The organism is Streptomyces sp. NPDC033131 (assembly GCF_055578365.1).
Map to the genome: position 1 here is coordinate 355,166 of NZ_JBVIPA010000003.1, position 22,395 is coordinate 377,560.

Annotated in this window: 21 protein-coding genes and 1 tRNA gene; 5 read left to right on the plus strand and 17 right to left on the minus strand. The window is 71.1% G+C overall.

Annotated elements, in window-relative coordinates; all coding sequences use genetic code 11:
* Window positions 1-2 precede the first annotated feature (2 nt).
* From ACZ5XS_RS06920 to ACZ5XS_RS06935, 4 genes are read left to right on the plus strand one after another with little or no spacing between them, the layout of a single operon-like run.
* Window positions 3-650 (plus strand): ABC transporter permease, encoded by a 648-nt coding sequence (locus ACZ5XS_RS06920; RefSeq protein ID WP_468648488.1) that lies wholly within the window; start codon window positions 3-5, stop codon window positions 648-650.
* Window positions 643-1,893, plus strand: coding sequence for an ABC transporter ATP-binding protein (locus ACZ5XS_RS06925; protein ID WP_468648490.1), 1,251 nt, complete (start codon window positions 643-645; stop codon window positions 1,891-1,893). The genes ACZ5XS_RS06920 and ACZ5XS_RS06925 overlap by 8 nt, the downstream gene beginning before the upstream one ends.
* Complete coding sequence (locus ACZ5XS_RS06930; protein ID WP_468648492.1) at window positions 1,890-2,708, plus strand: ABC transporter permease; 819 nt, start codon at window positions 1,890-1,892, stop codon at window positions 2,706-2,708. Before ACZ5XS_RS06925 ends, ACZ5XS_RS06930 begins: the two co-directional genes overlap by 4 nt.
* On the plus strand, window positions 2,705-3,670 hold the full coding sequence (locus ACZ5XS_RS06935; protein WP_468648494.1) for a glycine betaine ABC transporter substrate-binding protein: 966 nt from the start codon (window positions 2,705-2,707) through the stop codon (window positions 3,668-3,670). Before ACZ5XS_RS06930 ends, ACZ5XS_RS06935 begins: the two co-directional genes overlap by 4 nt.
* Before the next feature lie 85 nt (window positions 3,671-3,755).
* On the opposite strand, the gene ACZ5XS_RS06940 is transcribed toward ACZ5XS_RS06935, so the two are convergent.
* The 6 genes from ACZ5XS_RS06940 to ACZ5XS_RS06965 form a co-directional block, all read right to left on the minus strand.
* The gene (locus tag ACZ5XS_RS06940) at window positions 3,756-4,547 is read right to left on the minus strand and encodes a YlbL family protein (RefSeq protein WP_468648496.1); all 792 of its coding nucleotides are present in this window, start codon (window positions 4,545-4,547) and stop codon (window positions 3,756-3,758) included.
* A 160-nt stretch (window positions 4,548-4,707) separates the two neighbouring features.
* The gene (locus ACZ5XS_RS06945; RefSeq protein ID WP_468648498.1) at window positions 4,708-5,349 is read right to left on the minus strand and encodes an IclR family transcriptional regulator; all 642 of its coding nucleotides are present in this window, start codon (window positions 5,347-5,349) and stop codon (window positions 4,708-4,710) included.
* Between the two features lie 424 nt (window positions 5,350-5,773).
* A complete protein-coding gene (locus ACZ5XS_RS06950; RefSeq protein ID WP_468648500.1) occupies window positions 5,774-7,564 on the minus strand; it encodes a DEAD/DEAH box helicase in 1,791 nt (596 codons plus the stop codon).
* Window positions 7,565-7,705: 141 nt separating this feature from the next.
* Complete coding sequence (locus tag ACZ5XS_RS06955) at window positions 7,706-8,080, minus strand: type II toxin-antitoxin system death-on-curing family toxin (RefSeq protein ID WP_468648502.1); 375 nt, start codon at window positions 8,078-8,080, stop codon at window positions 7,706-7,708.
* A complete protein-coding gene (locus tag ACZ5XS_RS06960) occupies window positions 8,077-8,289 on the minus strand; it encodes a hypothetical protein (RefSeq protein ID WP_468648504.1) in 213 nt (70 codons plus the stop codon). Before ACZ5XS_RS06960 ends, ACZ5XS_RS06955 begins: the two co-directional genes overlap by 4 nt.
* An 88-nt stretch (window positions 8,290-8,377) precedes the next feature.
* Window positions 8,378-9,817: an MFS transporter gene (locus ACZ5XS_RS06965; RefSeq protein WP_468648506.1), complete on the minus strand. Its 1,440-nt coding sequence runs from the start codon at window positions 9,815-9,817 to the stop codon at window positions 8,378-8,380.
* Between the two features lie 215 nt (window positions 9,818-10,032).
* On the opposite strand from ACZ5XS_RS06965, the gene ACZ5XS_RS06970 reads away from it, so the two are divergent.
* A tRNA-Cys gene (locus tag ACZ5XS_RS06970) sits at window positions 10,033-10,104 on the plus strand.
* Window positions 10,105-10,217: 113 nt separating this feature from the next.
* Here the strand turns inward: ACZ5XS_RS06970 and ACZ5XS_RS06975 are convergent.
* The 11 genes from ACZ5XS_RS06975 to ACZ5XS_RS07025 form a co-directional block, all read right to left on the minus strand.
* A complete protein-coding gene (locus tag ACZ5XS_RS06975; RefSeq protein WP_468648508.1) occupies window positions 10,218-10,472 on the minus strand; it encodes a hypothetical protein in 255 nt (84 codons plus the stop codon).
* A gap of 148 nt (window positions 10,473-10,620) precedes the next feature.
* Window positions 10,621-11,778, minus strand: coding sequence for an SUKH-4 family immunity protein (locus ACZ5XS_RS06980; protein ID WP_468648510.1), 1,158 nt, complete (start codon window positions 11,776-11,778; stop codon window positions 10,621-10,623).
* Window positions 11,779-11,930: 152 nt separating this feature from the next.
* Entirely contained in the window at window positions 11,931-12,236 is a 306-nt protein-coding gene (locus ACZ5XS_RS06985) for a hypothetical protein (protein ID WP_468648511.1), read from the minus strand.
* Between the two features lie 241 nt (window positions 12,237-12,477).
* Window positions 12,478-12,615 carry a hypothetical protein gene (locus tag ACZ5XS_RS06990; RefSeq protein ID WP_468648513.1) on the minus strand — a complete coding sequence of 46 codons (138 nt, stop codon included), beginning with the start codon at window positions 12,613-12,615 and terminating at the stop codon, window positions 12,478-12,480.
* Window positions 12,612-14,921 (minus strand): xanthine dehydrogenase family protein molybdopterin-binding subunit, encoded by a 2,310-nt coding sequence (locus ACZ5XS_RS06995; RefSeq protein ID WP_468648515.1) that lies wholly within the window; start codon window positions 14,919-14,921, stop codon window positions 12,612-12,614. Before ACZ5XS_RS06995 ends, ACZ5XS_RS06990 begins: the two co-directional genes overlap by 4 nt.
* Window positions 14,918-16,519: a (2Fe-2S)-binding protein gene (locus ACZ5XS_RS07000; RefSeq protein ID WP_468648517.1), complete on the minus strand. Its 1,602-nt coding sequence runs from the start codon at window positions 16,517-16,519 to the stop codon at window positions 14,918-14,920. The genes ACZ5XS_RS06995 and ACZ5XS_RS07000 overlap by 4 nt, the downstream gene beginning before the upstream one ends.
* A complete protein-coding gene (locus tag ACZ5XS_RS07005) occupies window positions 16,516-17,409 on the minus strand; it encodes an FAD binding domain-containing protein (protein ID WP_468648519.1) in 894 nt (297 codons plus the stop codon). Before ACZ5XS_RS07005 ends, ACZ5XS_RS07000 begins: the two co-directional genes overlap by 4 nt.
* Before the next feature lie 225 nt (window positions 17,410-17,634).
* On the minus strand, window positions 17,635-19,263 hold the full coding sequence (locus ACZ5XS_RS07010; protein WP_468648521.1) for a beta-N-acetylhexosaminidase: 1,629 nt from the start codon (window positions 19,261-19,263) through the stop codon (window positions 17,635-17,637).
* Window positions 19,264-19,267: 4 nt separating this feature from the next.
* Window positions 19,268-20,113, minus strand: a complete 846-nt coding sequence (locus ACZ5XS_RS07015; protein WP_468648523.1) for a carbohydrate ABC transporter permease — start codon at window positions 20,111-20,113, stop codon at window positions 19,268-19,270.
* Entirely contained in the window at window positions 20,110-21,075 is a 966-nt protein-coding gene (locus ACZ5XS_RS07020) for a carbohydrate ABC transporter permease (protein ID WP_468648525.1), read from the minus strand. The genes ACZ5XS_RS07015 and ACZ5XS_RS07020 overlap by 4 nt, the downstream gene beginning before the upstream one ends.
* Complete coding sequence (locus tag ACZ5XS_RS07025) at window positions 21,072-22,367, minus strand: extracellular solute-binding protein (protein ID WP_468648527.1); 1,296 nt, start codon at window positions 22,365-22,367, stop codon at window positions 21,072-21,074. Before ACZ5XS_RS07025 ends, ACZ5XS_RS07020 begins: the two co-directional genes overlap by 4 nt.
* Window positions 22,368-22,395: the final 28 nt, after the last annotated feature.

The following is a 22,395-nucleotide window of genomic DNA, read 5'->3' on the forward strand; positions in this document are numbered from 1 at the left end:
TGGTGAACTTCTGGGAGTACCTCGGCAACCGGCACCAGCAGTTGCTGACGGACGCCTACCAGCACGCGAGCGCCGTGTTCCAGTGCATGGTCGTGGCGACGCTGCTCGGGGTCCTGATCGGGGTCGCCACCTATCGCAGCGAGTGGGCGGGCGCCTTGGCGACGACGACCACCTCGACCATTCTGACCGTCCCGGCGCTCGCGATGATCGGTCTGCTCATCCCGATCGTCGGCCTGGGCGTCCCGCCCACGGTGATCGCCCTGACCCTGTACGGGCTGCTGCCCATCGTGCGGAACGCGATCGTCGGCCTGCGCGGGGTCGACCCCGCGCTGGTGGACGCCGCGAGGGGCATCGGCATGTCCCGGCTGCTGCGGCTGGTGCGGGTCGAGCTGCCGCTGGCCTGGCCGCCGATCCTGACCGGGATCCGGGTCTCGACACAGATGCTGATGGGCATCGCGGCGATCGCCGCCTACGCCTCCGGACCCGGCCTCGGCAACGTCATCTTCCGCGGTCTCGGTTCCCTCGGCAGCAAGAACGCGCTCAACCAGGTGCTCGCGGGCACGCTCGGGATCATCATCCTGGCCCTGCTGTTCGACGCCGCGTACGTCCTGCTCGGACGGCTGACCATTCCCAGGGGGATCCGTGTCTGAGACATCGACGAGCGGGGCGACGACCGGCGCCACCATCGAGCTGGTGAACCTCACCAAGCGGTATCCCGGCAACCCCGGCCCCGCCGTCGACAACGTCAACATGGAGATCAGGGCGGGCGAGATCGTCGTCTTCGTCGGCCCGTCGGGCTGCGGCAAGTCCACGACACTCAAGATGATCAACAGGCTGATCGAGCCGACCGGCGGCCGGATCCGCATCAACGGCGAGGACGTCACCGACATGGACCCGGTGCGGCTGCGCCGCAAGGTCGGCTACGCGATCCAGGCCTCCGGCCTCTTCCCGCACATGACCGTCGCCCAGAACATCGCGCTCGTACCGAGGATGGCCGGCTGGCCGAAGGCGCGGATCAGGAACCGGGTCGAGGAGATGCTCGACCTGGTCGGACTCGACCCCGGCGAGTTCCACGGCCGCTACCCCCGCCAGCTCTCCGGCGGCCAGCAGCAACGCGTGGGCGTGGCGCGGGCGCTCGCCGCCGATCCCCCCGTGCTGCTGATGGACGAACCGTTCGGCGCGGTCGACCCGATCACCCGTGACCACCTCCAGGACGAGCTGATCCGGCTCCAGCACGAACTGCACAAGACGATCGTCTTCGTCACGCACGACTTCGACGAGGCGGTCAAGATCGGTGACCGGATCGCCGTGCTGCGCGAACGCTCGCACATCGCCCAGTTCGACACCCCGGAGGCGATCCTGACCAACCCGGCGGACGACTTCGTCTCCGGGTTCGTGGGCGCGGGGGCGGCCCTGAAGCGGCTCAGCCTCAGCCGCGTACGGGACGTGGAGATCACCGACTACCCGACGGTGACCGTCGACGACCCGCTCCAGGAGATCTTCGGCAAGCTCCGCTCCAGCCACACGAACGAGATCCTGCTGCTCGACAAGCGGGGCCGGCCCTACAAGTGGCTCAGGCGCGGCGACCTGATGCGCGCCAAGGGCTCGCTGGCCCGTGCCGGGACGCTGGTGAGCGACACGGTGGCCCGTGACGCCACCCTGCGGGACGCGCTGGAGGCGGTGCTCACCGACAGCTCGGGGCGGGTCGCGGTCACCGGGCGGCGCGGCGAGTACACGGGCGTGGTCGACATGGAGGCGCTGACGAACTCCGTGCACGACCTGCTGGAGGCGGACCGGCTGGAGGCGAGGGAGCAGCGGCACCGTCTGGAGGAGTTGCGGGCCGCCCAGACGCACGCCGAGCAGGAGGGCGCCGGAGGGGGAGAGAAGGCGTGACCACCCCCGAGCTGGACGAAGAGGACCGGCACGAGGTCGAGGCCGAGGCCCCGCCACCACCGCCGGCTGCGCCGAAGCCGCGCATCACCTGGCAGAAGCTGACGCTCCTGCCCGCCGTCCTCGTCGCCGTGCTGCTGGCGACCTGGCTGTGGTTCCGGCAGGCCGACCTCGACCCGCTCACCGAGAACGCGCTGTCAAACGGCCAGGTGTCGAAGGCACTGTGGCAGCACATCGAACTCACGGTGATCTCGACGTTCTTCGTTCTGATCATCGCGATCCCGCTGGGGATCCTCCTGACCCGCAAGGCCTTCCGTAAGGCGACCCCGGTGGCGATGACGTTCGCCAACATGGGCCAGGCGACCCCGGCGATCGGCCTGCTCGCCCTGCTGGTCATCTGGCTCGGCACGGGCATGAAGGCGGCCCTGATCGGCATCATCACCTACGCCGTGCTCCCGGTGCTGTCGAACACGATCGCCGGACTGAAGGCGAACGACCCGACGCTGCTGGAGGCGGCCCGCGGGATCGGCATGTCCCCCACGGGGGTGCTCAGGAAGGTGGAGCTGCCGCTCGCCGTCCCGCTGATCCTCGCGGGCGTCCGCACGGCCCTGGTCCTCAACGTCGGTACGGCGACCCTCGCGACCTTCGGCGGAGGCGGCGGCCTGGGCGTCCTGATCACCACCGGCATCACCAACCAGCGGATGCCGGTGCTGGTCCTCGGCTCGATCCTCACCGTCGCCCTCGCCCTGCTGGTCGACTGGCTGGCGTCGCTCGCCGAGCTGCTGCTACGGCCGCGGGGGCTGGAGGTGGGGACATGAGAGGGCGGACGTTTCTGCTGCTGGCCGGGATGCTGGTGTCGGCGAGTGCCTGCGGGCTGACCAGCGGCTCACCGATGGTCGACGACGTGCGGCCCGGCTCGATCGGCAAGGGGCTGCCGCTCAAGGGCGCCGACCTCACCGTGACCTCGAAGGAGTTCACCGAGCAGCTGATCCTCGGCGCGATCATGGGCATCGCCTTCGAGGCGGCCGGCGCGGACGTGCTCGACCGCACCGGTATCCAGGGTTCCATCGGCGCCCGCGAGGCGGTCAAGTCCGGTGACGCCGACGGCATGTACGAGTACACGGGCACCGCGTGGATCACGTACCTCGGCAACAGCGACCCCGTCACCGACCCGCGGGAGCAGTGGCAGGCGGTCCGCGACGCCGACCTGGAGAACGGCCTGACCTGGCTGACCCCGGCGTCCCTCAACAACACCTACGCCCTCGCGACGAACCAGGCCAACCACAGGAAGTACGGCACGAGGACCCTCTCGGACGTCGCCGCCCTGGCCAGGAAGAACCCCGGCGCGGTGACCCTGTGCGTGGAGAGCGAGTTCGCCAACCGCGCGGACGGGCTGCCGGGCATGCAGCAGGCGTACGGCATGAACGTCCCCGCCGGGAACATCACGCAGATGGACACCGGGATCATCTACACCCAGGCCGCCAAGGGCAGTTGCGCCTACGGCGAGGTCTTCACCACCGACGGCCGCATCAGGTCCATGAACCTCGCGGTGATGCGGGACGACGAGAAATTCTTCCCTAACTACAACGCGGCACCCGAGATCAACACGAAGTCCCTGAAGAAGTGGCCGGCCATCGCCGACGTCCTCGGCCCGATCACGAAGAAGCTGGACAACGCCGTGGCCCAGGAGCTGAACGCGAAGGTGGACGTCGACGGGGAGGACCCCCACCAGGTGGCGCTGGACTGGCTGACGGAGGAGGGGTTCGTCAAGGAAGGGTGAGGACGTACGGGACCGAGCGGTGACGAACGCCCGGCCGCCGGCCGGTCAGCCGGTCTGCCGGTCTGCCGGTCAGCCGGTCTGCCGGTCAGCAGCTCGGTACGGAGCCTTTCCCGCTCTCCAGTGCCGTCAGCGCGTTCACCGCGCCCTTCAGCGTGGTCACCGGGATCAGCCGCAGGCCCTTGGGCAGTTCGGACTCGGCGTCCGAGCACTCGTCCTTCGGCACCAGGAACACCGTCGCCCCGTCCCGTCGCGCGGCCTGCGTCTTCAGGGCCACTCCCCCGACCGCGCCGACCTCCCCGTTCGCGTCGATCGTGCCCGTACCCGCGATGGTGCGGCCGCCCGTGAGGTCGCCCCCGCTGCCGTCGCCGTCCAGCTTGTCGATGACACCGAGGCTGAACAGCAGACCGGCGCTCGGGCCGCCGACGTCGGCGAGCTTCAGGGTGACCTTGATGTCCCGGTCGGCGAGGTCCAGGTGGTTCAGGGCGGCCTCGGTCGCGGCGTCCTGGGACTCCTTCATCTGCGCGGTGTTGTGCTGCTCGATCTCCTTGACGCTCTGACCGCTCGGATAGACCGCGTCGCGCGGCATGACGGCCCGGTCCGTGGCGAACCAGGCGTCGAGCACGTCACCGAGAAAGACGTCGGTGTCCGGATTGGTCGCCTCGATGGTCGTCATGCGCAGCTGACCGGACGTGGCGCGGGTCGGGGCGCCGGAGATCGTGATCACCGGGGTGCCCCCGTTCTCACCGAGGACGTTCGCCGTCATCCCGGGCTGCGTCAGCGAGAAAGGCAGCGGCGCGAAGGCCGCCGTGGCGAGCAGGCCCACGACGGGCAGGACGCAGACGGCGACGGCCCGGGGGCGTGTGAGGCGAGAGAGCACAGGATCAATCTAACGCGACGCCCCTTTCCGTCCCGGAGCCGGTCAGCCCGCCCCGGTCAGCTGCGGGCAGTCGTGCCGCTGGGGCGGCACGGGTGGGCGCAGCGGCACCCCGCGGCGCCGGGCTGCGCACCCACCCGCACCAGCCACTGCTCAGCGCACGTCAGCGCAGAGCCTCCGCAACCTCGCGCGCCGCATCCACCACCCGCGGCCCCACCCGTTCCGGCACCGCATCGGCCAGCATCACCACTCCGACGCTGCCCTCCACCCCCGTGACCCCGAGCAACGGCGCGGCCGCCCCACTGGCTCCCGCCTCCAGCTCCCCATGGGTCAGGGTGTATCCGGCGTCGTCCCCGGCCTGCTGTCGCGCCGCGAGAATCGCCCGCCCCGCGGCCCCCCGGTCCAGCGGGTGCCGGAACCCGGCCCGGTACGCCACGTGGTAGTCCGTCCACGTCGGCTCGACCACGGCGACGGCCAGCGCCTCCGCCCCGTCCACCAGCGTGAGATGCGCGGTCGCTCCTATGTCCTCCGCCAGCGATCGCAAGGCCGGCAACGCCGCCTCCCGTACCAGCGGATGCACCTGGCGGCCCAGCCGCAGCACGCCGAGCCCGACCCGGGCGCGACCGCCCAGGTCACGCCGTACGAGCGCGTGCTGCTCCAGGGTGGCGAGCAACCGGTACACGACGGTCCGGTTCACGCCCAGCTTGTTGGATAGCTCGGTGACGGTCAGCCCGTGGTCCGTATCGGCCAGCAGCTTGAGGACCCGCAGTCCCCGGTCGAGCGTCTGAGAGGTCTCCGCGGTCACGACGCCCACTCCTCCAAGTGGTGAGGTCGGCAGCCCCCTGGCTGGTCAGATGCGTCACCGAGTCCCGTCGGCGACGCGCTTCAGAGGCCGCCGATCGGCCGGCGGCCCGGCCAGTTGCCGGACCGCGTCGCTTCACGGCTGCGCTCCGCGGCGGCGCTGCCACGGGGCGTGTGCGTAGCCGGACAGTAGCGAAGGCGGTTCGCTGAGCGGAAGGCTACGTCCAGAATCCGGGCACTGAACGGGAGAAAATACGTCACTTTGTCCGCATACGTCCGGCGCATAGCACCCGGCGTGCACCACACCCGCACAGAGCGCACACGCCCGGGCAGAGCGCACACGCCGCAGCTCACGCCCGCACCGAGGCGAGCACGTCGGGCATGCGAGCACGTCGGGCATGACATCCCCGGGCCGACCGCGTCCGGCGTCACCGCATCCGCGTGGCCCACTCCTGCACCTTGGCGATCCGCTGCCGCAGCTGCCCGGCCGTGGCCTCGGCGCTGGGCGGCCCGCCGCACACCCGCCGCAGCTCGGTGTGGATCACACCATGGGGCTTGCCGCTCTGATGGACGTACGCGCCGACCATCGTGTTGAGCTGCTTGCGCAGCTCCATCATCTCCTTGTGCGAGACGACCGGACGCCGCTCGGCGGGCAGTTCCAGCAGGTCGGCCTCCTCGTCCGGCTTCTTGCGGCTGTGCGCGATCTGCCGGGCCTGCCGCTTCTGGAGGAGGAGCTGCACCTGGTCGGGCTCCAGCAGCCCGGGGATGCCGAGGTAGTCCTGCTCCTCCGCACTTCCCGGGTGGGCCTGCATGCCGAACTCGGCACCGTCGTAGAGGACGCGGTCGAAGACGGCCTCGGACTCCAGCGCCTCGAAGGAGAACTGCTCCTGCTCTCCGGTGTCCTCGTCCTGCTCCTTGTTCGCCTCCTCCATCTCCTTCTCGGACTCGGCGTACGGGTCCTCCTCGCCCTCCTTCTTCGGCTTGTCGAGGGCGTGGTCCCGCTCCACCTCCATCTCGTTGGCGAAGGTGAGCAGGTCGGGGACGGTGGGGAGGAACACGGAGGCGGTCTCGCCGCGCCGCCGGGACCGTACGAAACGCCCGACGGCCTGCGCGAAGAAGAGGGGAGTCGAGATGGTGGTGGCGTACACGCCGACCGCGAGCCTCGGGACGTCGACGCCCTCGGACACCATCCGCACCGCGACCATCCACCGGTCGTTGCTGCTGCTGAACTCGTCGATCCTGTTGGACGCCCCGGCGTCGTCGGACAGCACGAGTGTCGCCTTGTTGCCCGTGATCTCCCGGATGAGCTTGGCGTAGGCGCGGGCGGAGTCCTGGTCGGAGGCGATGACGAGCGCCCCGGCGTCCGGGATGCCCTTCCTCACCTCGGTCAGCCGCTGGTCGGCGGCGCGCAGCACGCTGGGCATCCACTCGCCGCGCGGGTCCAGCGCCGTACGCCAGGCCTGGCTGATCGCGTCCTTGGTCATGGGCTCGCCGAGCCGGGCGGCGATCTCGTCGCCCGCCTTGGTCCGCCACCGCATGTTGCCGCTGTAGGACAGGAAGATGACCGGCCGGACGACCCCGTCGGACAGAGCCGACCCGTAACCGTAGGTGTAGTCGGCGGCGGACCGCCGGATCCCGTCGTTGCCCTCCTCGTACGCCACGAAGGGAATCGGGTTGGTGTCCGACCGGAAGGGCGTACCGGTCAGCGCGAGCCGTCGCGTCGCCGGCTCGAAGGCCTCCAGACACGCCTCACCCCACGACTTGGAGTCACCGGCGTGGTGGATCTCGTCGAGGATGACGAGGGTCTTGCGCTGCTCGACCCGGTTGCGGTGCAGCATGGGCCGCACGCCGACACCGGCGTACGTGACCGCGACACCCTGGTAGTCCTTGCCGAGCGGGCCCGCGCTGTACTCCGGGTCCAGCTTGATCCCTATCCGGGCGGCTGCCTCGGCCCACTGCTTCTTCAGGTGCTCGGTCGGCGCGACGACGGTCACCTGCTGCACGACGTGGTGGTGCAGCAGCCAGGACGCCAGCGTCAGCGCGAACGTCGTCTTCCCGGCGCCGGGCGTCGCGACGGCGAGGAAGTCACGCGGCTGCTCCTGGACGTATCTCTCCATCGCACCCTGCTGCCAGGCTCGCAGCTTGCCGGCGGTGCCCCAGGGGGCCCGGCCGGGGAAGGCGGGGGAAAGGTGGTGGGAGGAGGCGGCGGTGGTAGTCACGGTCTCCGTCGGTGGGTGGTCGGGCGGCTCGGCGGAACTACTGGGACGGCTGGGCTACGTATGACAACCGGGCCACCCTACCGGCGGCCCGGTGGTGTCAACGTGCGGACAAGCCCGGGTGGCCCGTGGGTGGGACCCACGTCACAGCAGTCGCAGCCGCCCGGCGATCGCCGAGACCTCGCTCTCGTTCCCGGAGGCGACATCGATGACCAGGTCGTACGCGGTGTCCTGGTCGCAGTGTTCGAGATCGACTCCGTTGACCGCGAGGAAGGTCGCGGTGGCGAGCCAGGCGGTGCGCTTGTTGCCGTCGACGAGCGGGTGGTTGGTGGCGATGGCGTGGAGGAGGGCGGCGGCCTGCTCGTACAGGTCGTCGTACGCCGCCGTACCGAACATGCGGGCGCGTGGCCGGTGCACGGCGGAGGCGAGCAGCCCGGGCTCCCTGGCCTCGGGGGGCCGCCCGCCGAAGGCGACCTCGGCGAGTGCGGTGACCTCCGCGACGGTGAGGTGCCGGGTCATTCGCCGAGCCTCTTCAACAGACCGGCGTGCGCCGAGGCGAGCCGCTGTCCGGCGGAGCGCACGCGCCGGGCCTCGTCGTCCAGATGGCGCCGTACGGCCTCCCGCGCGAGGTCCTCGGGGAGGCGCCCGGTGGCGTCCGCGAGGTCGTCGAGGTCCCGCCGTGCGTCGGGCGGGAGGGAGAGGGGCAGGGGGAGGCCGGACTCGTGCATGCCGGTCAGGATAGGAGTGTGCCCGGGAACCGGCGAGCGCATTACGGCTCGGCGCTCCGGCACCCGCATGGTCACCGCACCCGCACGGTCACCGCTCCCGCACCCGCGTGGTCACCCAAGCCCCCAGCAACGCCACCCCCGCCATCGGCAGGAACACCGCGGCGAAGGCCGCCGGATGGGACCCGGACGCCTCCGTGGCCGTGTGGCTCACCGTCCCTCCTCCCAGGGCCGCGAACGCCGCGCCGCCGATCGCCAGGAGGATCACGTTGGACAGGCCGTCGGACATCTGGAGGGCGGCGGAGTTGGTGCCGGCCTCCTCGGGGGCGGAGAGGTGGAGCAGGAGCACGCTGGTGGAGGAGATCACCAGGCCCATCCCGAAACAGCCGAAAGCCCAGGCCACGGCGAGGGCCCAGGCGGGCACGGCCGGGATCAGCACACTCGGCGCGGCGGCGATCGCGGCGGCGACCAGCACCATCCCCGCCGTCATCAGACGCTCCCGGTACGGCTCCACCCGCCGGCGCGACTGCACCCACGACCCCAACGCCCACGTCCCCCCGCCCGCCGCGAGGGAGAACCCGGCCATCGTCGGCGACAACCCCCGCTGGGTGACCAGCATCAGCGGCACGAACGACTCGGCGGCGATGAAGGACCCCGCCGCGACGCCCCGCAGCAGCACGACGGAGGGCAGCCCGCGCGCCGCCCGATAGGTCCCGCGCGGGAGCAGCCCGAGAACGGCCGGCACGAGCAGTGCGACGCCGACGGCGGCGGGGAGGAGCGAGAGGGGGCGCAGCTCCTGGGCCGCGTACTGGAGGAGTCCGGCGCCGAGCGAGATCCCGAGGGCGAGCCGGATGCGGCGCCGGTCGACCGAACCGCTCCCCGCGCCCCTCTCCACCGCCCCGGAGGCCCGCCGCCGTATCTGCGGCAGCGCGAGCGCCAGCGGAAACACCACCAGCACCGGTATCCCGACGAACACCCACCGCCACCCCAGATGTTCGGTCACCGCCCCCGAGGCGAGCGGGCCCACGATCGACGGCACGACCCAGCTCGCCGCGAACGCCGCCATGATCGCGGGTCGCAGCCGCTCGGGATAGGCCCGCCCCACCACGACGTACAGCGCGACGATCACCAGTCCGCCCCCGAGCCCCTGCACGGCCCGTCCGAGGATGAACAGCCACATCACCCCCGCCGTCCCGGACAGCACCAGCCCCGCGGCGAAGGCCCCGATGCCGGCGGTCAGCGGTCCGACCGGTCCCCCGCGGTCGGACCACTGCCCGGAGAGCACCATCCCGAACAGAGAGGTCGTGAAGTACCCGGAGAACGCGAACGCGTACAACGAGACGCCGTCCAACTCCCGCGCGGCAACCGGCATCGCCGTACCGACCGCGGTCGCCTCGAAGGCGATGAGCAGGACGACGGAGACGATCCCGACGCTGAGCGCCCGGTACGGCCGGCTCAGCACCGTCTCGTCGACGCGGGGCAGGTCAGGGCTTTCCACGACGCCGTTGTCACGCGGCTCCAGAACGGTCATGGTCGCCAGCGTAAGGGCCACGAGGGTGTTTGACCCCTGTCGGGAGAAGGGCCCGACCCGGGACCTTGGTCGTACGACCACCCCCACGTACCGCCCTTTCATGAACGGCGTGTGGCAGTCCCGTTGCGGCACCCGCGATTCCCTTGAGCCCCCTCCCCGCCCCGCCGTACGGTCGTCTCACAAGTCCGGAACGGAGCACCACGCTCCACCGACCCGGCCGTATGCCCGAGTGGTTCAGGGGCTCGCCTGCAAAGCGAGTTACGTGGGTTCGAATCCCGCTACGGCCTCTGTGGCTTCACCAGGAAAGGCAAAAGGGCGGCATCCCTGAGAGGGGACCGCCCTTTTGGTCTTCCGTCTCGGTTTCCGTCTCGGTTTCCGCCTCGGTCTCCGCCTCAGCCGGCTATATCACGTTGTGGGAGAACCAGCCGTGGGAGCAGCTGCCACACCTGCCGTTACTGCCACGGGTCCATCCGTCGCACACAATGCAGGCCAGGCAGTTCAGTATGTCCGTGCCGTCCCCCAGCCCCGCTCTCTCCAGGCGACTCAGCACCTTTTCGTGCACCTCGTCCAGCTGGGGCTGCAGCTTTTCCAGATCGTCCGCGTTCTCCTCGAGCGCCTTCTTCTGCACGTCGGTCAAGTCAGTGTTGAGGTCCACCGTCTTCCCTCATTTCACACTAGAGAAGCCGTGCATGTGTACCGATTGTCACTCAAGCGAGACGGGGAAGCATCCGGAGCAATCACCGCGTCACGGTCAACTCTTTCCTCGGTGAAACGGTGAAACGGCGAAGAATCGACTTCGTCGGTCACAGCGCCCCGCCCGCCTCGCCCCGGAACCGCTCCGTCCAGTAGTGCCGCCCCGGCGGCGTCGTCGTACTCGTCGGGTCGACGGTCGACAGCACCTGGATCATCATCGCGGCCAGTTGGTCGCGGGTCTCCGCGGTCAGGCCGTTGGACGGGTCCTCGTCGATGGCTCGCTCGCGGTGGAGCAGCCAGAGGGTGAAGCCCAGCGTGGAGGCGTCCGTGTTGAGGGGGTACAGGGCCGCCTCGGGCTCGCTCCAGTTCAGGACCGCGCCCGTCTCCCCGTCGATCACGAGGCTGTTGTCCTCGACGAGGTCGCCCAGGCGTATCAAGTGGGTGGCCCGGTCCGGGAGTTCCATGGACGGATCCTCGGCGTAGTACTCGGCCAGTGTCGCCAGCGGCACGTCCGTGTCGAGGTGGAAGAGGAAGGCGTCCTCGGGCAGGCCCGTCTCGCGCAGGAAGCGGCGGGTCGGTTGGTGTGTGAGGGTCGCGGGGAAGTCGACGTCCTCGAAGCGGGCGACCTTGCCCCGGCCGAACTCCTGGTCGAGGAGGCGGGCCGGGAGGTCCAGGGCGAGTCCGGCCGGCGCGCCCGGTCCCGCGACCAGGGAAAGGGGCCGGATCAGGGCGGCCATCTTCCAGAACGGCGGCACCTCGCCGCCCGTCCCCTCCTTGAACACGGCCAGCAGCTGACGCGACGCCTCGGCCACCGCCTTGGGCCCGAAGCGACCGTCGTACGACGCGAACCGACCTCGCAGCGCGGCCAGTTCGTCCGTCGCCGTCGCGAACCTCACCAGCCTCTCCAGCGAGGACGCGAGCGGGCGACGGCCCATCAGGCCGGGGCGGTCGTGGAGCAAGCGAGTCGTGGAGATCTCGCCGGTCGCGCCGTCCAGCAGGACCGACTCCGTCGCTCGGCCGCCCGGCCCCAACAGCCCGCCTATCACCAGCTGGTCGCACAGATCCGGCGCCGGACAGTCCATGTCTCCGGTCGAGTCCGCCACCGTCCGCAGCCCCTCCCGGCGCAGCTCCGCGAAGGTGAACAGGCCGCTGTCACCCGGCAGTCCGGGCCCCGTCAGCCAACGGCGCGTAGACGCGTGTGTGACGTACGGATCCAGTTCGGCCTCGGTCAGCGTGATCGTCGCCGGGCCGGCGTCGGTCGTGCTCATGTGTTCCCCCGCATGTGCTTCTCTCACGGTCCCCGTGCAGGGCACGCACAGCCGACCGATTCCGGTGGCCGTCCCAGCCGTCCCCCACTGCTCAGAACACTACGCGCCACCACTGACAACGCCTCCGGACCAAGCCCCCCGCCCAGGAGACGTCAGACCGCCCTCGCCCGTTCCCATCCGGCCGGGATCTCCTCCACGGACTCCCCCACCATCGGCCCGAGGAGTCCACCCACAGCCCGGTGCGCGGCGTCCGTGTCCGCAGGACCCGGTCCAGCTCCTCGACCGTCCAGGCTCCGCAGCCCGTCTTCACCCGTCCCGTCCCGCCTCCCGCGCCGCGACGGCTCCGGGTCGGGGTCCGGGTCCGGGTCCGGCGCCAGGACGATCACGTGCAGTGGGCGGGCGCGCACCAGCCGGACGTACGCCGTGAGGTCCGCGCCCAGCACCACGTCCTGGACCACCGCCGTGAACCCGGCTTCCGCGTACGCGTCCGCGCTCGCCGCCGACAGCCGGTACCGCAGCCAGGTCGGGCCTCGCCCTCGCCGTCGTCGCCGGGCTCGTAGTCCTCGCGCCCGGACACGATCATCCGCCGAAACGGTTCGCAACGGACATGCGCCGCTCGCGGCCGTCTCCCCGCCGGTACCCGGGCGGCGGCCGTCGACTTCCCGGCCGCCATCACCCGGTGATCAGCGGCCCCGGGCATCACACGAGGTAGACGCCGCCCAGCACCACGACGATCGCCGCGAGCGGGAACAGCAGGACCCCCGTCGCCAACCCGCCCACGCCCGGCGCCGGTTCGTGGCGCGGCTGTTCTCCGGTCGCGGGCCGCGGCGTGCTCACTGTGCCGTCACCACCGCGGCCTGCGGCCGGATCGGGAGTCGGTTGACCGGGCGGCCGGTCGCGGCGCGGACGGCGGAGGCGATCGCGGCGGGGGACGTCACCACCGGCACCGCGCTGACCGCCTTCGCCCCGAAGGGGGCGACCACGTCACGTTCCTCGACCAGCTTGACGATTTTGATCTCCGGCGCGTCCAGGGCCGTCGGCAGGGCGTACCCGGTGAGGTCGGGGTGTCGGATCAGCCCGCGCGCGCTGCGCAGGTTCTCCGTGAGGGCGATGCCCACCCCCTGGGTGACGCCCCCCTCGATCCGGGCCACCAGCTGGGTCGGGTTCAGGATGCGGCCGACGTCCTGGGCGAGCGCCAGCTCCACCACCCGCACCGAGCCGAGTTCGATGTCGACGTCCACCACCGCGCGGATCGCGCAGAACGCCAGGCCCACGAAGGCGTCGCCCTGGCCTGCCTCGTCCAGCGGCTCGGTCGGATGCGGGCGGCACTGGGCGGTCGCCCACAGCTCCTTGCCGTCCATCGCCTCGGTGACGGTGGTCGACAGGACGCCGTCGTACGACGTGATCTTGCCGTCGGTGATCTGGAGCAGCTCGGTGGACATGCCGAACTTGTGCGCCAGGGGCTGCAGAAGCTGGGTGCGGACCATCTTCGCCGCCCGCTCCACCGCGCCGCCCGACACCCAGGTGTGGCGGCCGCGGCAGCCCGGACCGGCCGGCGGCTGGTCGGTGTCGACCGGGGCCACGTGGACCTCGTCGATGCCCAGGGTCTCCTGGACGATCTGCCGGGCCAGGGTCGTGAAGCCCTGCCCCGTCTCGACCGCCGCGCACAGCACCGTCGCCACGCCGTCCTGGACCCGGACCGTGGCCGTGGAGACCTCGTCCGCGCCCTCCGCGCCCAGCATGTGCACCATGCCCAGGCCGTAGCCGACGCCGCGGCGTACCGCGCCCGGTTCGCCCGCGCCCTCAAAACCCCCGGGCAGCAGCCACTCGTCCTCGGGGGTGTCCTTGGGAAGCGTGGGCAGCGGGAAGTCCCGTACGGCCTGCACCAGTTCGGCGACCGGGGCCGGGCAGGTCACCGTCTGGCCGGTCGGAAGGACGTCTCCGGTGGCCATCACGTTCTGCAGGCGCAGCTCCGCCGGGTCCATGCCCAGCTTCTTGGCCAGCTTGTCCATCTGCGCCTCGTAGGCCGCGCACACCTGCATGGCGCCCTCGCCGCGCACGTGGCCGGAGGGCGGGTTGTTGGTGCGTACGGCCCAGCCCTCGATGAACGCGTTCGGGACGACGTACGGGCCGCAGGCGAACGAGACGGCGGCGGCCAGCACCTCCGACGAGGTGTCCGCGTAGGCGCCCGCGTCCAGGAGGATCTGCGCCTCGACCTTCACCAGTCTGCCCTCGGCGTCGGCGTGGTGGCGGTATCTCAGCAGGGTGGGGTGGCGGTGGATGTGCCCGAGGAAGGACTCCTCGCGCGTCGCGGTCAGCTTCACGGGGCAGCCGGTCTTCAGCGCCAGGAGGCCGAGCGGCAGTTGGAAGCCCTGGTCCTCGCGGTCGGCGGTGGCGCCGGGCACGCCGGTGACGACGACCTTCACGCGCTCGGGCTCCAGGCCGTAGCAGGCGGCGGCCGTGTCGCGGTCGGTGTGCGGGTCGGTGGAGGCGACGTAGAGCTCGACGCCGCCGTCGGGGCGCGGCACGGCGAGGCCGGCCTCGGCACCGATCGGGGCGGGGTCCTGGCGGCCGATGCGGTACAGGCCCTCCACGACGATGTCGCCGGCCGCGTCCGGGTCGCCGTGGCGCAGCGGGATGTGCCGGATCAGGTTGCCGTCCGGGTGCAGGGGTTCGGCCTCGAAGGCCCGCTCGGGGTCGGTGACCGGGTCGAGGACTTCGTACTCGACGATGACGGCAGCCGCCGCCATGCGCGCGGTGTCGGGGTGGTCGGCGGCGACGGCGGCGATGGGCTCGCCGTGGTGGCGTACGACCTCGGAGGCGAACACCGGGCGGTCGGCCTTGCCGCGGCCGTGGACCGGGCTGCCGGGCACGTCCTCGTGGGTGACGACGGCTCGCACGCCGGGCATCTCGCGCGCGTGGGTGGTGTCGATGGACACGATGCGGGCGTGCGGGTGCGGTGAGCGCAGGACGGCCGCCCACAGCAGGCCCTCGGCCCACAGGTCGGCCGCGTAGGGGAAGGTGCCCTCGGTCTTCGCACGGGCGTCGGCGGCCGGCAGTGCGGCTCCGAGGCCGTGCGGAATCGGTTCGGGGGCGGGGGCTGCCTCCGCGGCGGTGGTCGCGGTGGCGGCTTCGTTGCTCACGCCTGGCCTCCGTCCTGTCCCTGTCCGTTGCCGTACGAATGGTCATGCCGTTCGGCCGGTTCGAACGCCGACGGGTGGACCCCGCCCGCTCCCGGACCCGCCTGGTGCGGAATACGTGCTTCGTCCGCGTCCGTCTCAGTGCCCGTCGCGGAATGCGACTCGCGTTCCGCGACGACCTCCTTGACGGCTTCCACGACCCCCCGGTAGCCGGAGCACCGGCACAGGTTGCCACACAGCGCCTGGCGGGTCTCCATCTCGTTCGGCGCCGGGTTGCCCTCCAGGAGGTCGTGCAGGGTCATCGCCATGCCCGGCACGCAGAACCCGCACTGCACGGCGCCGCACCTGGCGAGCGCCCGCTGCACGTCCGAGGGCTGTCCGTCGACGGCCAGGCCCTCGACGGTACGGACCTCGCTGCCGGCCGCGGTCACGGCGGGCACCAGGCAGGAGGCGACGAGCCGGCCGTCGACCTGCACGTTGCAGGCGCCGCACTCGCCCTGCGAGCAGCCGTCCTTGGCGCCCGCGAGACCGAGCCGCTCGCGCAGCACGTAGAGCAGGGATTCGCCGATCCACGCGTCGGTGACGGGGCGGTCGACGCCGTTGACGCGCAGGACGTAGGAGGCGAGGGGGTGTTCCTCGCCGGACGGCGGGGGTGCGGCCTCGCCGTCGGGAGTCTCCGCGGCTACGGCGGTGTCCTCGCCGGCGTCCGCCTCCGTGGCCCCGTCGACGGCCTCGGCGGCCCCGTGGGCCTCCTCGGGCGCCCCGTCGGCTTCGTGGCCCTCACCCCCACCATGAGCGGGCTGTGAGGCGGCTACGGCGGGTTCGGCGGGCGGTTCGGGCGCGTGCGAGCGGGGCTGCTCATGGTCGTGTCCGGCCGGGCCGGGCTCGACGGGGGCGGGCGCGTCCGGTGCGAACTCCTCCGGTGCGTACGCGTCCGGCGCGCGGTCGCCCTCGCGGGGCGCGTACGCGGCCGGCGGCAACGGGTACGCGGCGGGCTGCTCGTGCGCGTGCCCCGCCTCCGCCTCCGCCGATGGTTCGGCAGGCTGCTGGTCCCAGGGCTGCCCCGCGGCCTCCGTCGCCCAGGGGGCGGCCGCGCCGCCCGGCAGGGTGGCCGGCGGCGTACCGCCGCCCCACTGCTCGACCAGGGACGACGTGGTGAACTCGCCCGATTCGTCCGGGATATCCCCGCCGGCGACGGGGATCGACCACTGCCCGGTCACGTCGTGGCCGGGCGCCGGAGCCGCCGTCTCGTCGAAGTTCCACTGTCCCGTGGCGCCCGGCTCGTAGGTGAACCGGTCGTTCCCGGCGTCCTGGGGCACCGCGTTCGGGTCCGGCCACCGAACGCCCTCTGCGGGCATCGCCCACGAGCCCGTCGACGCCGGGTCGGTGCCCGCGGTGGTGGCCGGCGTGACCGTTATCTGCGGCGGCACATAGCCATGCCCGGGTGCGGCGAGCGGGTCGGCGGAGGCGAGGAGGGCGTCGACGCCGCCTTCGGGGAGTTTCACGAAGGCGGTGGCGCCGTCGTCGTAGTCGCCCTGGGGCAGCGGGTCCCAGCGGCCCGCGCCGCGGGGCCTGCCCTCATCCTGCTGGTCGTCGGTCACGACAGTGCCCTCCCCAGTGCTCGTCGGGCCAGCGCGGCGACAGTGCGCCGCAGGTGCTGTACGGCGGGCGGAAGCTGCTGTGCGGAGCCGTCCTCGGCCGGGCCCGGCTCGGGGATGCAGGCCGCGGCGACGTACTCGCCGAAGGCGCTGAGCGCCTCGGGGACGACCGCGCGGCTGTTGTCCCAGTCGATCAGCCGGGCGACCCACTGCTCGGCGTCCAGGGGCCTGAGCGGCATCGGCGCTATGGCGCCCACCGCGCACCTGACTCCGCGGCGGGCGGGGTCGAGGACCAGGGCGACGGACGCGAGGGCCCGGCCCGGGCCGGTGCGGCCGGTCGCCTTCAGGAAGACCTGCGGGGCGTGCAGCAGCGGCACGCGCACGTAGCCGATGAGTTCACCGGCGCGCAGCATCTCCATGCCCGCCAGCAGGTGCGACACCGGGATCTCCCGGCGGGCTCCGCCCTGGCCCGCGACGATCAGCGTCGCCTCCAGGGCGGCCAGCACCGGAAGCGCGTCCCCGGTGGGGGACGCCGAGGCGATGTTGCCGCCCAGGGTGCCCGCGTTGCGGATCTGCGGCGGGCCGGCGGCGCGCGCGGAGGCCGCGAGCGCCGGGATGAGGGCGGCGAAGTCGGGGCGGCCCATGCGTGCGTGCGTGAGGCCGGCGCCGAGCAGGGCGTGGCCGTCCTGGTACTGCCAGCCGCGGATCTCGCTGATCCGGCCGAGGCCCACCAGAGCGGCGGGCCTGAGCTGCCCGGAGTTGACGGCGGCCATCAGGTCGGTGCCGCCGGCCACGGGCACGGCGGCGGGCATGGCGGCCAGGGCCGCCACTGCCTCGTCCAGCGTCGTGGGCAGCGTCACGGCCTGCGCCGCCTGCGGTGCGTGCGTGGTCAAAACCGGCTGCCCCTTCCCGCTGCCCCACCTGGTCCCACCTGTGTTGCCGTACGGTACGTGCTGACAGGGCGGACGTGGCAACTCTGGCACATCTTCGCAGGACCCGAACGCGGGGGTCCGCTAGGAGGCATTCGCCCACCTCACCAGGGAAATGGTCCGTTTTCGTACGGCATCACCGGTGCGTACCGATTGACACTCTTCGGTGACTCTTGCGGGTTTTCCCCCTTACCTGTTCGGGGGCGGTCCCTCGATGGGACGGCCGAGCACCCCGGGCCGCCGCTGCCACGGCAGGGGCCCGGTCGGCGGCCGGTAGGCGACTCCCAGGGCGTCGAGGCGCCGGTAGTGGACGGCCATCCGGCGCTCGAAGTCGGCGAAGTCCCGTTCCGCCGGGGCGGGCAGGGAACTCCAGGCCACCTCGGCGAAGGCCGCGAGGCGGGGGAACGTCTGGTAGTCCACGCGTGCGTGGTCCTCCATCACCTCGGTCCACACGTTGGCCTGCGTGCCGAGTACGTGTCCGGCCTCCTCGGGCGTCAACTCCGGTGGAACGGGATCGAACCGATAGACGTCCTCCAGAGTGCGGACGTAGCCGATGGGGACCGGCTCGTCCGCACCCGCGTCCTGCCGGTGGTCCAGGTACACCTGCTGCTCGGGGCACATGACGACGTCGTGACCCGCGCGGGCCGCCGCGATGCCGCCCTCGTAGCCCCGCCAGGACGAGACGGCCGCCCCTTCGGCCAGCCCGCCCTCAAGGATCTCGTCCCAGCCGATGAGCCTGCGCCCGCGCGCGGACAGCCACGTGTCGAAGTGTCCGATGAACCAGGACTGCAACCCGTCCTCGTCCGCGAGGCCGAGTTCCCCGATACGGGCCTGGACGAGGGGCGACTGCCGCCACTGCTCCTTGGCGCATTCGTCGCCGCCGATGTGAACGAACTCGGAGGGGAACAGGTCCAGCAGTTCCTCGAACACCCCCTCGTAGAAGCGAAGGGTGTTGTCAGTGGGTGCGAGTACGTTCAAAGAGATGCCCCAGCTGTCCCAGACCGTGAGGGAGGTCGTGTCGATGACGTCGGTGTTGCCGAGTTCCGGGTACGCGGCGATGGCGGCCTGCGAGTGGCCGGGTACGTCGATTTCGGGGACGACGGAGATATGCCGTTCGGCGGCGTAGGCGACGATCTCCCGGATGTCGTCCTGGGTGTAGTAGCCGCCGTGCGGCTTCTCCTCCCACAGCGGTGAGGCCCGGTGACCGAATTTCGTGCGCGCCCGCCAGGATCCGGTCTCGGTCAGCTTCGGGTACCGCTTGATCTCGACGCGCCATCCCTGGTCGTCCGTCAAGTGGAAGTGGAAGACGTTGAGTTTGTGTGCCGCCATCAGATCGAGGTAGCGCAGGACACCGTCCTTGGGCATGAAGTGCCGGGCCACGTCGAGCATGAGGCCACGCCAACGGAAACGGGGGGCGTCCTCGATCACGACCGCCGGCACGAACCACTCCCGGCGGGCCGGGTCGATCGGTGCCCGCCGGTACGCGTCGGGGCCCATCAGCTGGCGGAAGGTCTGCGCACCCCAGAAGACGCCGGCCGCGCTTCCGCCGTCGACGCGGATCGCGTGGCCGTCGATGACGACGCGGTACGCCTCCCCCGCCAGCTGCGGGTCCACGCGCAGCACGATGCCGTTGTCGCCCCGGCCCTCGGCGAACGGCAGGCCGGTGGCGGCACCCAGCGCGCCGCGCAGCCAGCGCGCGACCCCCTCCGTGCCGGGCTCCGCGTGCAGCACGGTCTCCTCGTCCACGGAAAAAGCCCCGTGCGTCGGCGGCACCCACCAGCCCTTGCCGGGAGCAGGAATCAGATCCTCGAAGCCCATGTCGTCAGTCCTTCACCGCTCCGCCCAGCCCGGAGACCAGCCGTCGCTGTACGAGTACGAAGAAGATCAGTACCGGAATGGTCATCACCGTGGAGGCGGCCATCACACCACCCCAGTCGGGGTCGTCCGGCTTGTAGAAGACGAGCAACGCCATCGGCAGGGTCGACTGCGAGGTGTCGCTGATGATGAAGGACTTGGCGAACAGGAAGTCGTTCCAGGCCGAGATGAAGGAAAACACGCTCGTGGCCACCAGGCCGGGGAAGACCAGCGGGAAAAGGATCTGCCACAAAAAACGCGCCCGGCTCGCCCCGTCGATGTACGCGGCCTCCTCCAGCGCCTCCGGTACGGCTTTCACGAAACCGCGCAGCATCCAGATCGCGAAGGGCAGCGAGAAGGCGATGTGCGGCAGGATCAGCGAACCCAGCGTGTTCAGCTGCCCGAAGTCCCGCATGAGGAAGAACAAGGGGATCGTCAGGGCCTCCACGGGCACCATCTGGGCCACCAGAAACATGATCAGCAAGGTGGTCCGGAAGCGGAAGCGGAATCGTGTCACGGCGGTCGCCGCGAGAAAGGCGATCAGCGCCGAGATGATCACGACGCTGCACGCCACGATCAGGCTGTTGAGGAAGTAACGGCCGAATTCCTGCTGTTCGAAGACGCGCCGGAAGGAGTCGAGGGAGGGCGCGAGCGTCCAGGGCCTGGGCTCGGTCGACTCGATCTCCCCGGCCGGTTTGAAGGCGCTGAGCACCATCCAGTAGAGGGGGAAGGCGACGACGACCGCGATCAGCAGCGCCGACGCCTCGGCGGCCAGCCGCCACGGGCGCCGCACCCGAAGACGAAGAAGGTTCACAGTTCCTCTCCCTGCCGGCGCAGCAGCCGCAGGTACACGAGCGTGACGGCGAGCAGGATCAGCAGCATCACCACGCCGATCGCGGAGCCGAGGCTGTACTGCGAGGACGCGAAGGCCTGCTGGTAGGCGTACACGTTCAGGACGAGGTTCTGGCCGGCGATGCCGCCGCCGTTCGTCATGACGTAGATCTGGGTGAAGACCTTGAAGTCCCAGATGACCGACTGGATGGTGACGACGGTCAGGATCGGCCGGAGCATCGGCGCGAGGACGGACCTCCAGATCCGCCACTGCGAGGCGCCGTCCAGGGCGGCGGCCTCCAGCACCTCGCCCGGGACGGCGCGGATGCCGGCGTACACGGTGACCATCACGAACGGGAAGGAGCACCACACCACTTCGAGCAGGACGAGGAGGAAGGCGCTGTAGCGGCCGTACGTCCACGAGTGGTCGCCGAGCCCCAGGACCCGGTTCACGGGCCCGAAGTCCGGGTCGAACAGGAGCAGCCACACCGTGGAGCCGGTGACGGCCGGGGTCGCCCAGGCTCCCAGCGCGGCCATCATCAGGACGAGCCGGGGCAGGGCGCGTACGCGGGTGAGGAGTACGGCGAGCGCGCAGCCGACCGCCAGCGTCGACGCCACGCAGGCCGCCGCGAAGAGGACGGTCGCCAGCAGCACCTGCCAGAACTGCTCGTCCCCGAACAGTTCGGCGTAGTTGCCGAATCCCTCGAAAGTGGTCGGCTCGCCGCCGCTCACCTGGGCCTGGGTGTACTGGAAGAACGAGATCAGCCCGAGCTGGTAGATGGGGTAGACGAGCAGCCCGCCGAGGACGACGAGAGCGGGGGCGAGATAGAGCCAGGGAGCCTTTTGACGCCGCCCGCCTCGGCGCCCCGAGGGGCGCGACCAGCCACGAACGGCCCGCCCCCGCCAACGCTCCGCGCCCCCCGAGCCGACTGGCACCGGCGTCACCCGGCGGAGCCGAACGCGTCGTTCATCTTCGTCGCCGCGTCCTTCGAGGCCGCCGCCGCGTCCTTCTTGCCGCTGATGACCTCCTGGAACATCGTCGGCAGGACCAGCGAGGAGTCGATCTGCGACCAGGCCGGCGAGGCGGGCACGAACTTGGTGCCGGCGGACAGGGTCTGCACGAACGGCTTCACGAACGGCTCCTTCGCCGCGACCTGCTGCCGGACGTCCCCGAAGGTCGGCAGGAAGCCCATCGCGTCGAAGAGTTCGGTCTGCGTCTTCTTCGAGGCGAGCTGTTCCATCAGGTCGACGGCGAGGGTGCGGTGCGAGGTGCTCTTCAGTACGCCGATGTTGTTGCCGCCGGCGAACGCCGGGGCGATCGAACCCGGGCTGACACCGGGCAGCGGCACCACCGCGTACTTGCCCTTCACCTTCCCCGCCTCGACCGCGGTGTGGCTGAAGTCGCCGCCGATCGCCATGGCCGCCTTGCCCGCGGCGAACGCGGTGATCGTGTCGTTGCCGCCCATGCCCGCGCACTTGGCGGCGGGACAGTTGTCGTCGCCGAAGAGGGACGTGTACGCCTTGATGCCCTTCTGCGCGGCGGCGCTGTCGATGGCGGAGGCGTACGACCCGCCCTTGCCGGTGGCGAGTTCGCCGCCGTTGGCCCAGACGAAGGGCATCGCGCCGTACATGTAGGCGCCGCCGACGACGAGGCCGTACAGGTCGGGGCGGGCCGCGCGGATCTCGCGGGCCGTGGAGGCCAGTTCGGCCATGGTCTTCGGGAGCTTCAGTCCCAGGTCCTCGAAGACGTCGGTGCGGTAGTACAGGGCGCGGACACCGACGTAGAAGGGCGCGCCGTAGAGCTTGCCGTCCACGGTGACCGACTGTTTCGCGGTGGGGTCGGTGTCCTTGGCCTCGCTCCAGTCGCCGAACTCCTTGGTGACGTCGAGGAGTCCGCCGTCCTTCACGTAGCCGGCCGTGTCCGTGTTGCCGTACTCCATGACGTCAGGAGCGGACTTCGGGTCGTTGAAGGCGGCCTTGACGCGCTGGGCGCGGGTCTCGACGGGGATGTACTCGACGTCGACCTCGGTGCCCTTGTGGGCCTTCTCGAAGGCCGTGACGACGGAGTCGACGACCTTTTCCTTCGGCTTGTTGCCGACCTCCTGGAAGAGCCAGACGCGCAGGGTGCCCGTCTCCTCGTCCTTGTCGGAGGAGGCGTTGTCGGACGTCTGCGGGGCGCAGGCCGTGATGACGAGAGCGGCCAGAAGAAGGGCGGGGAGTCGGGGGGCGAGCTTCATGGAGTACTCCTCCGAGCGTTGCAACATA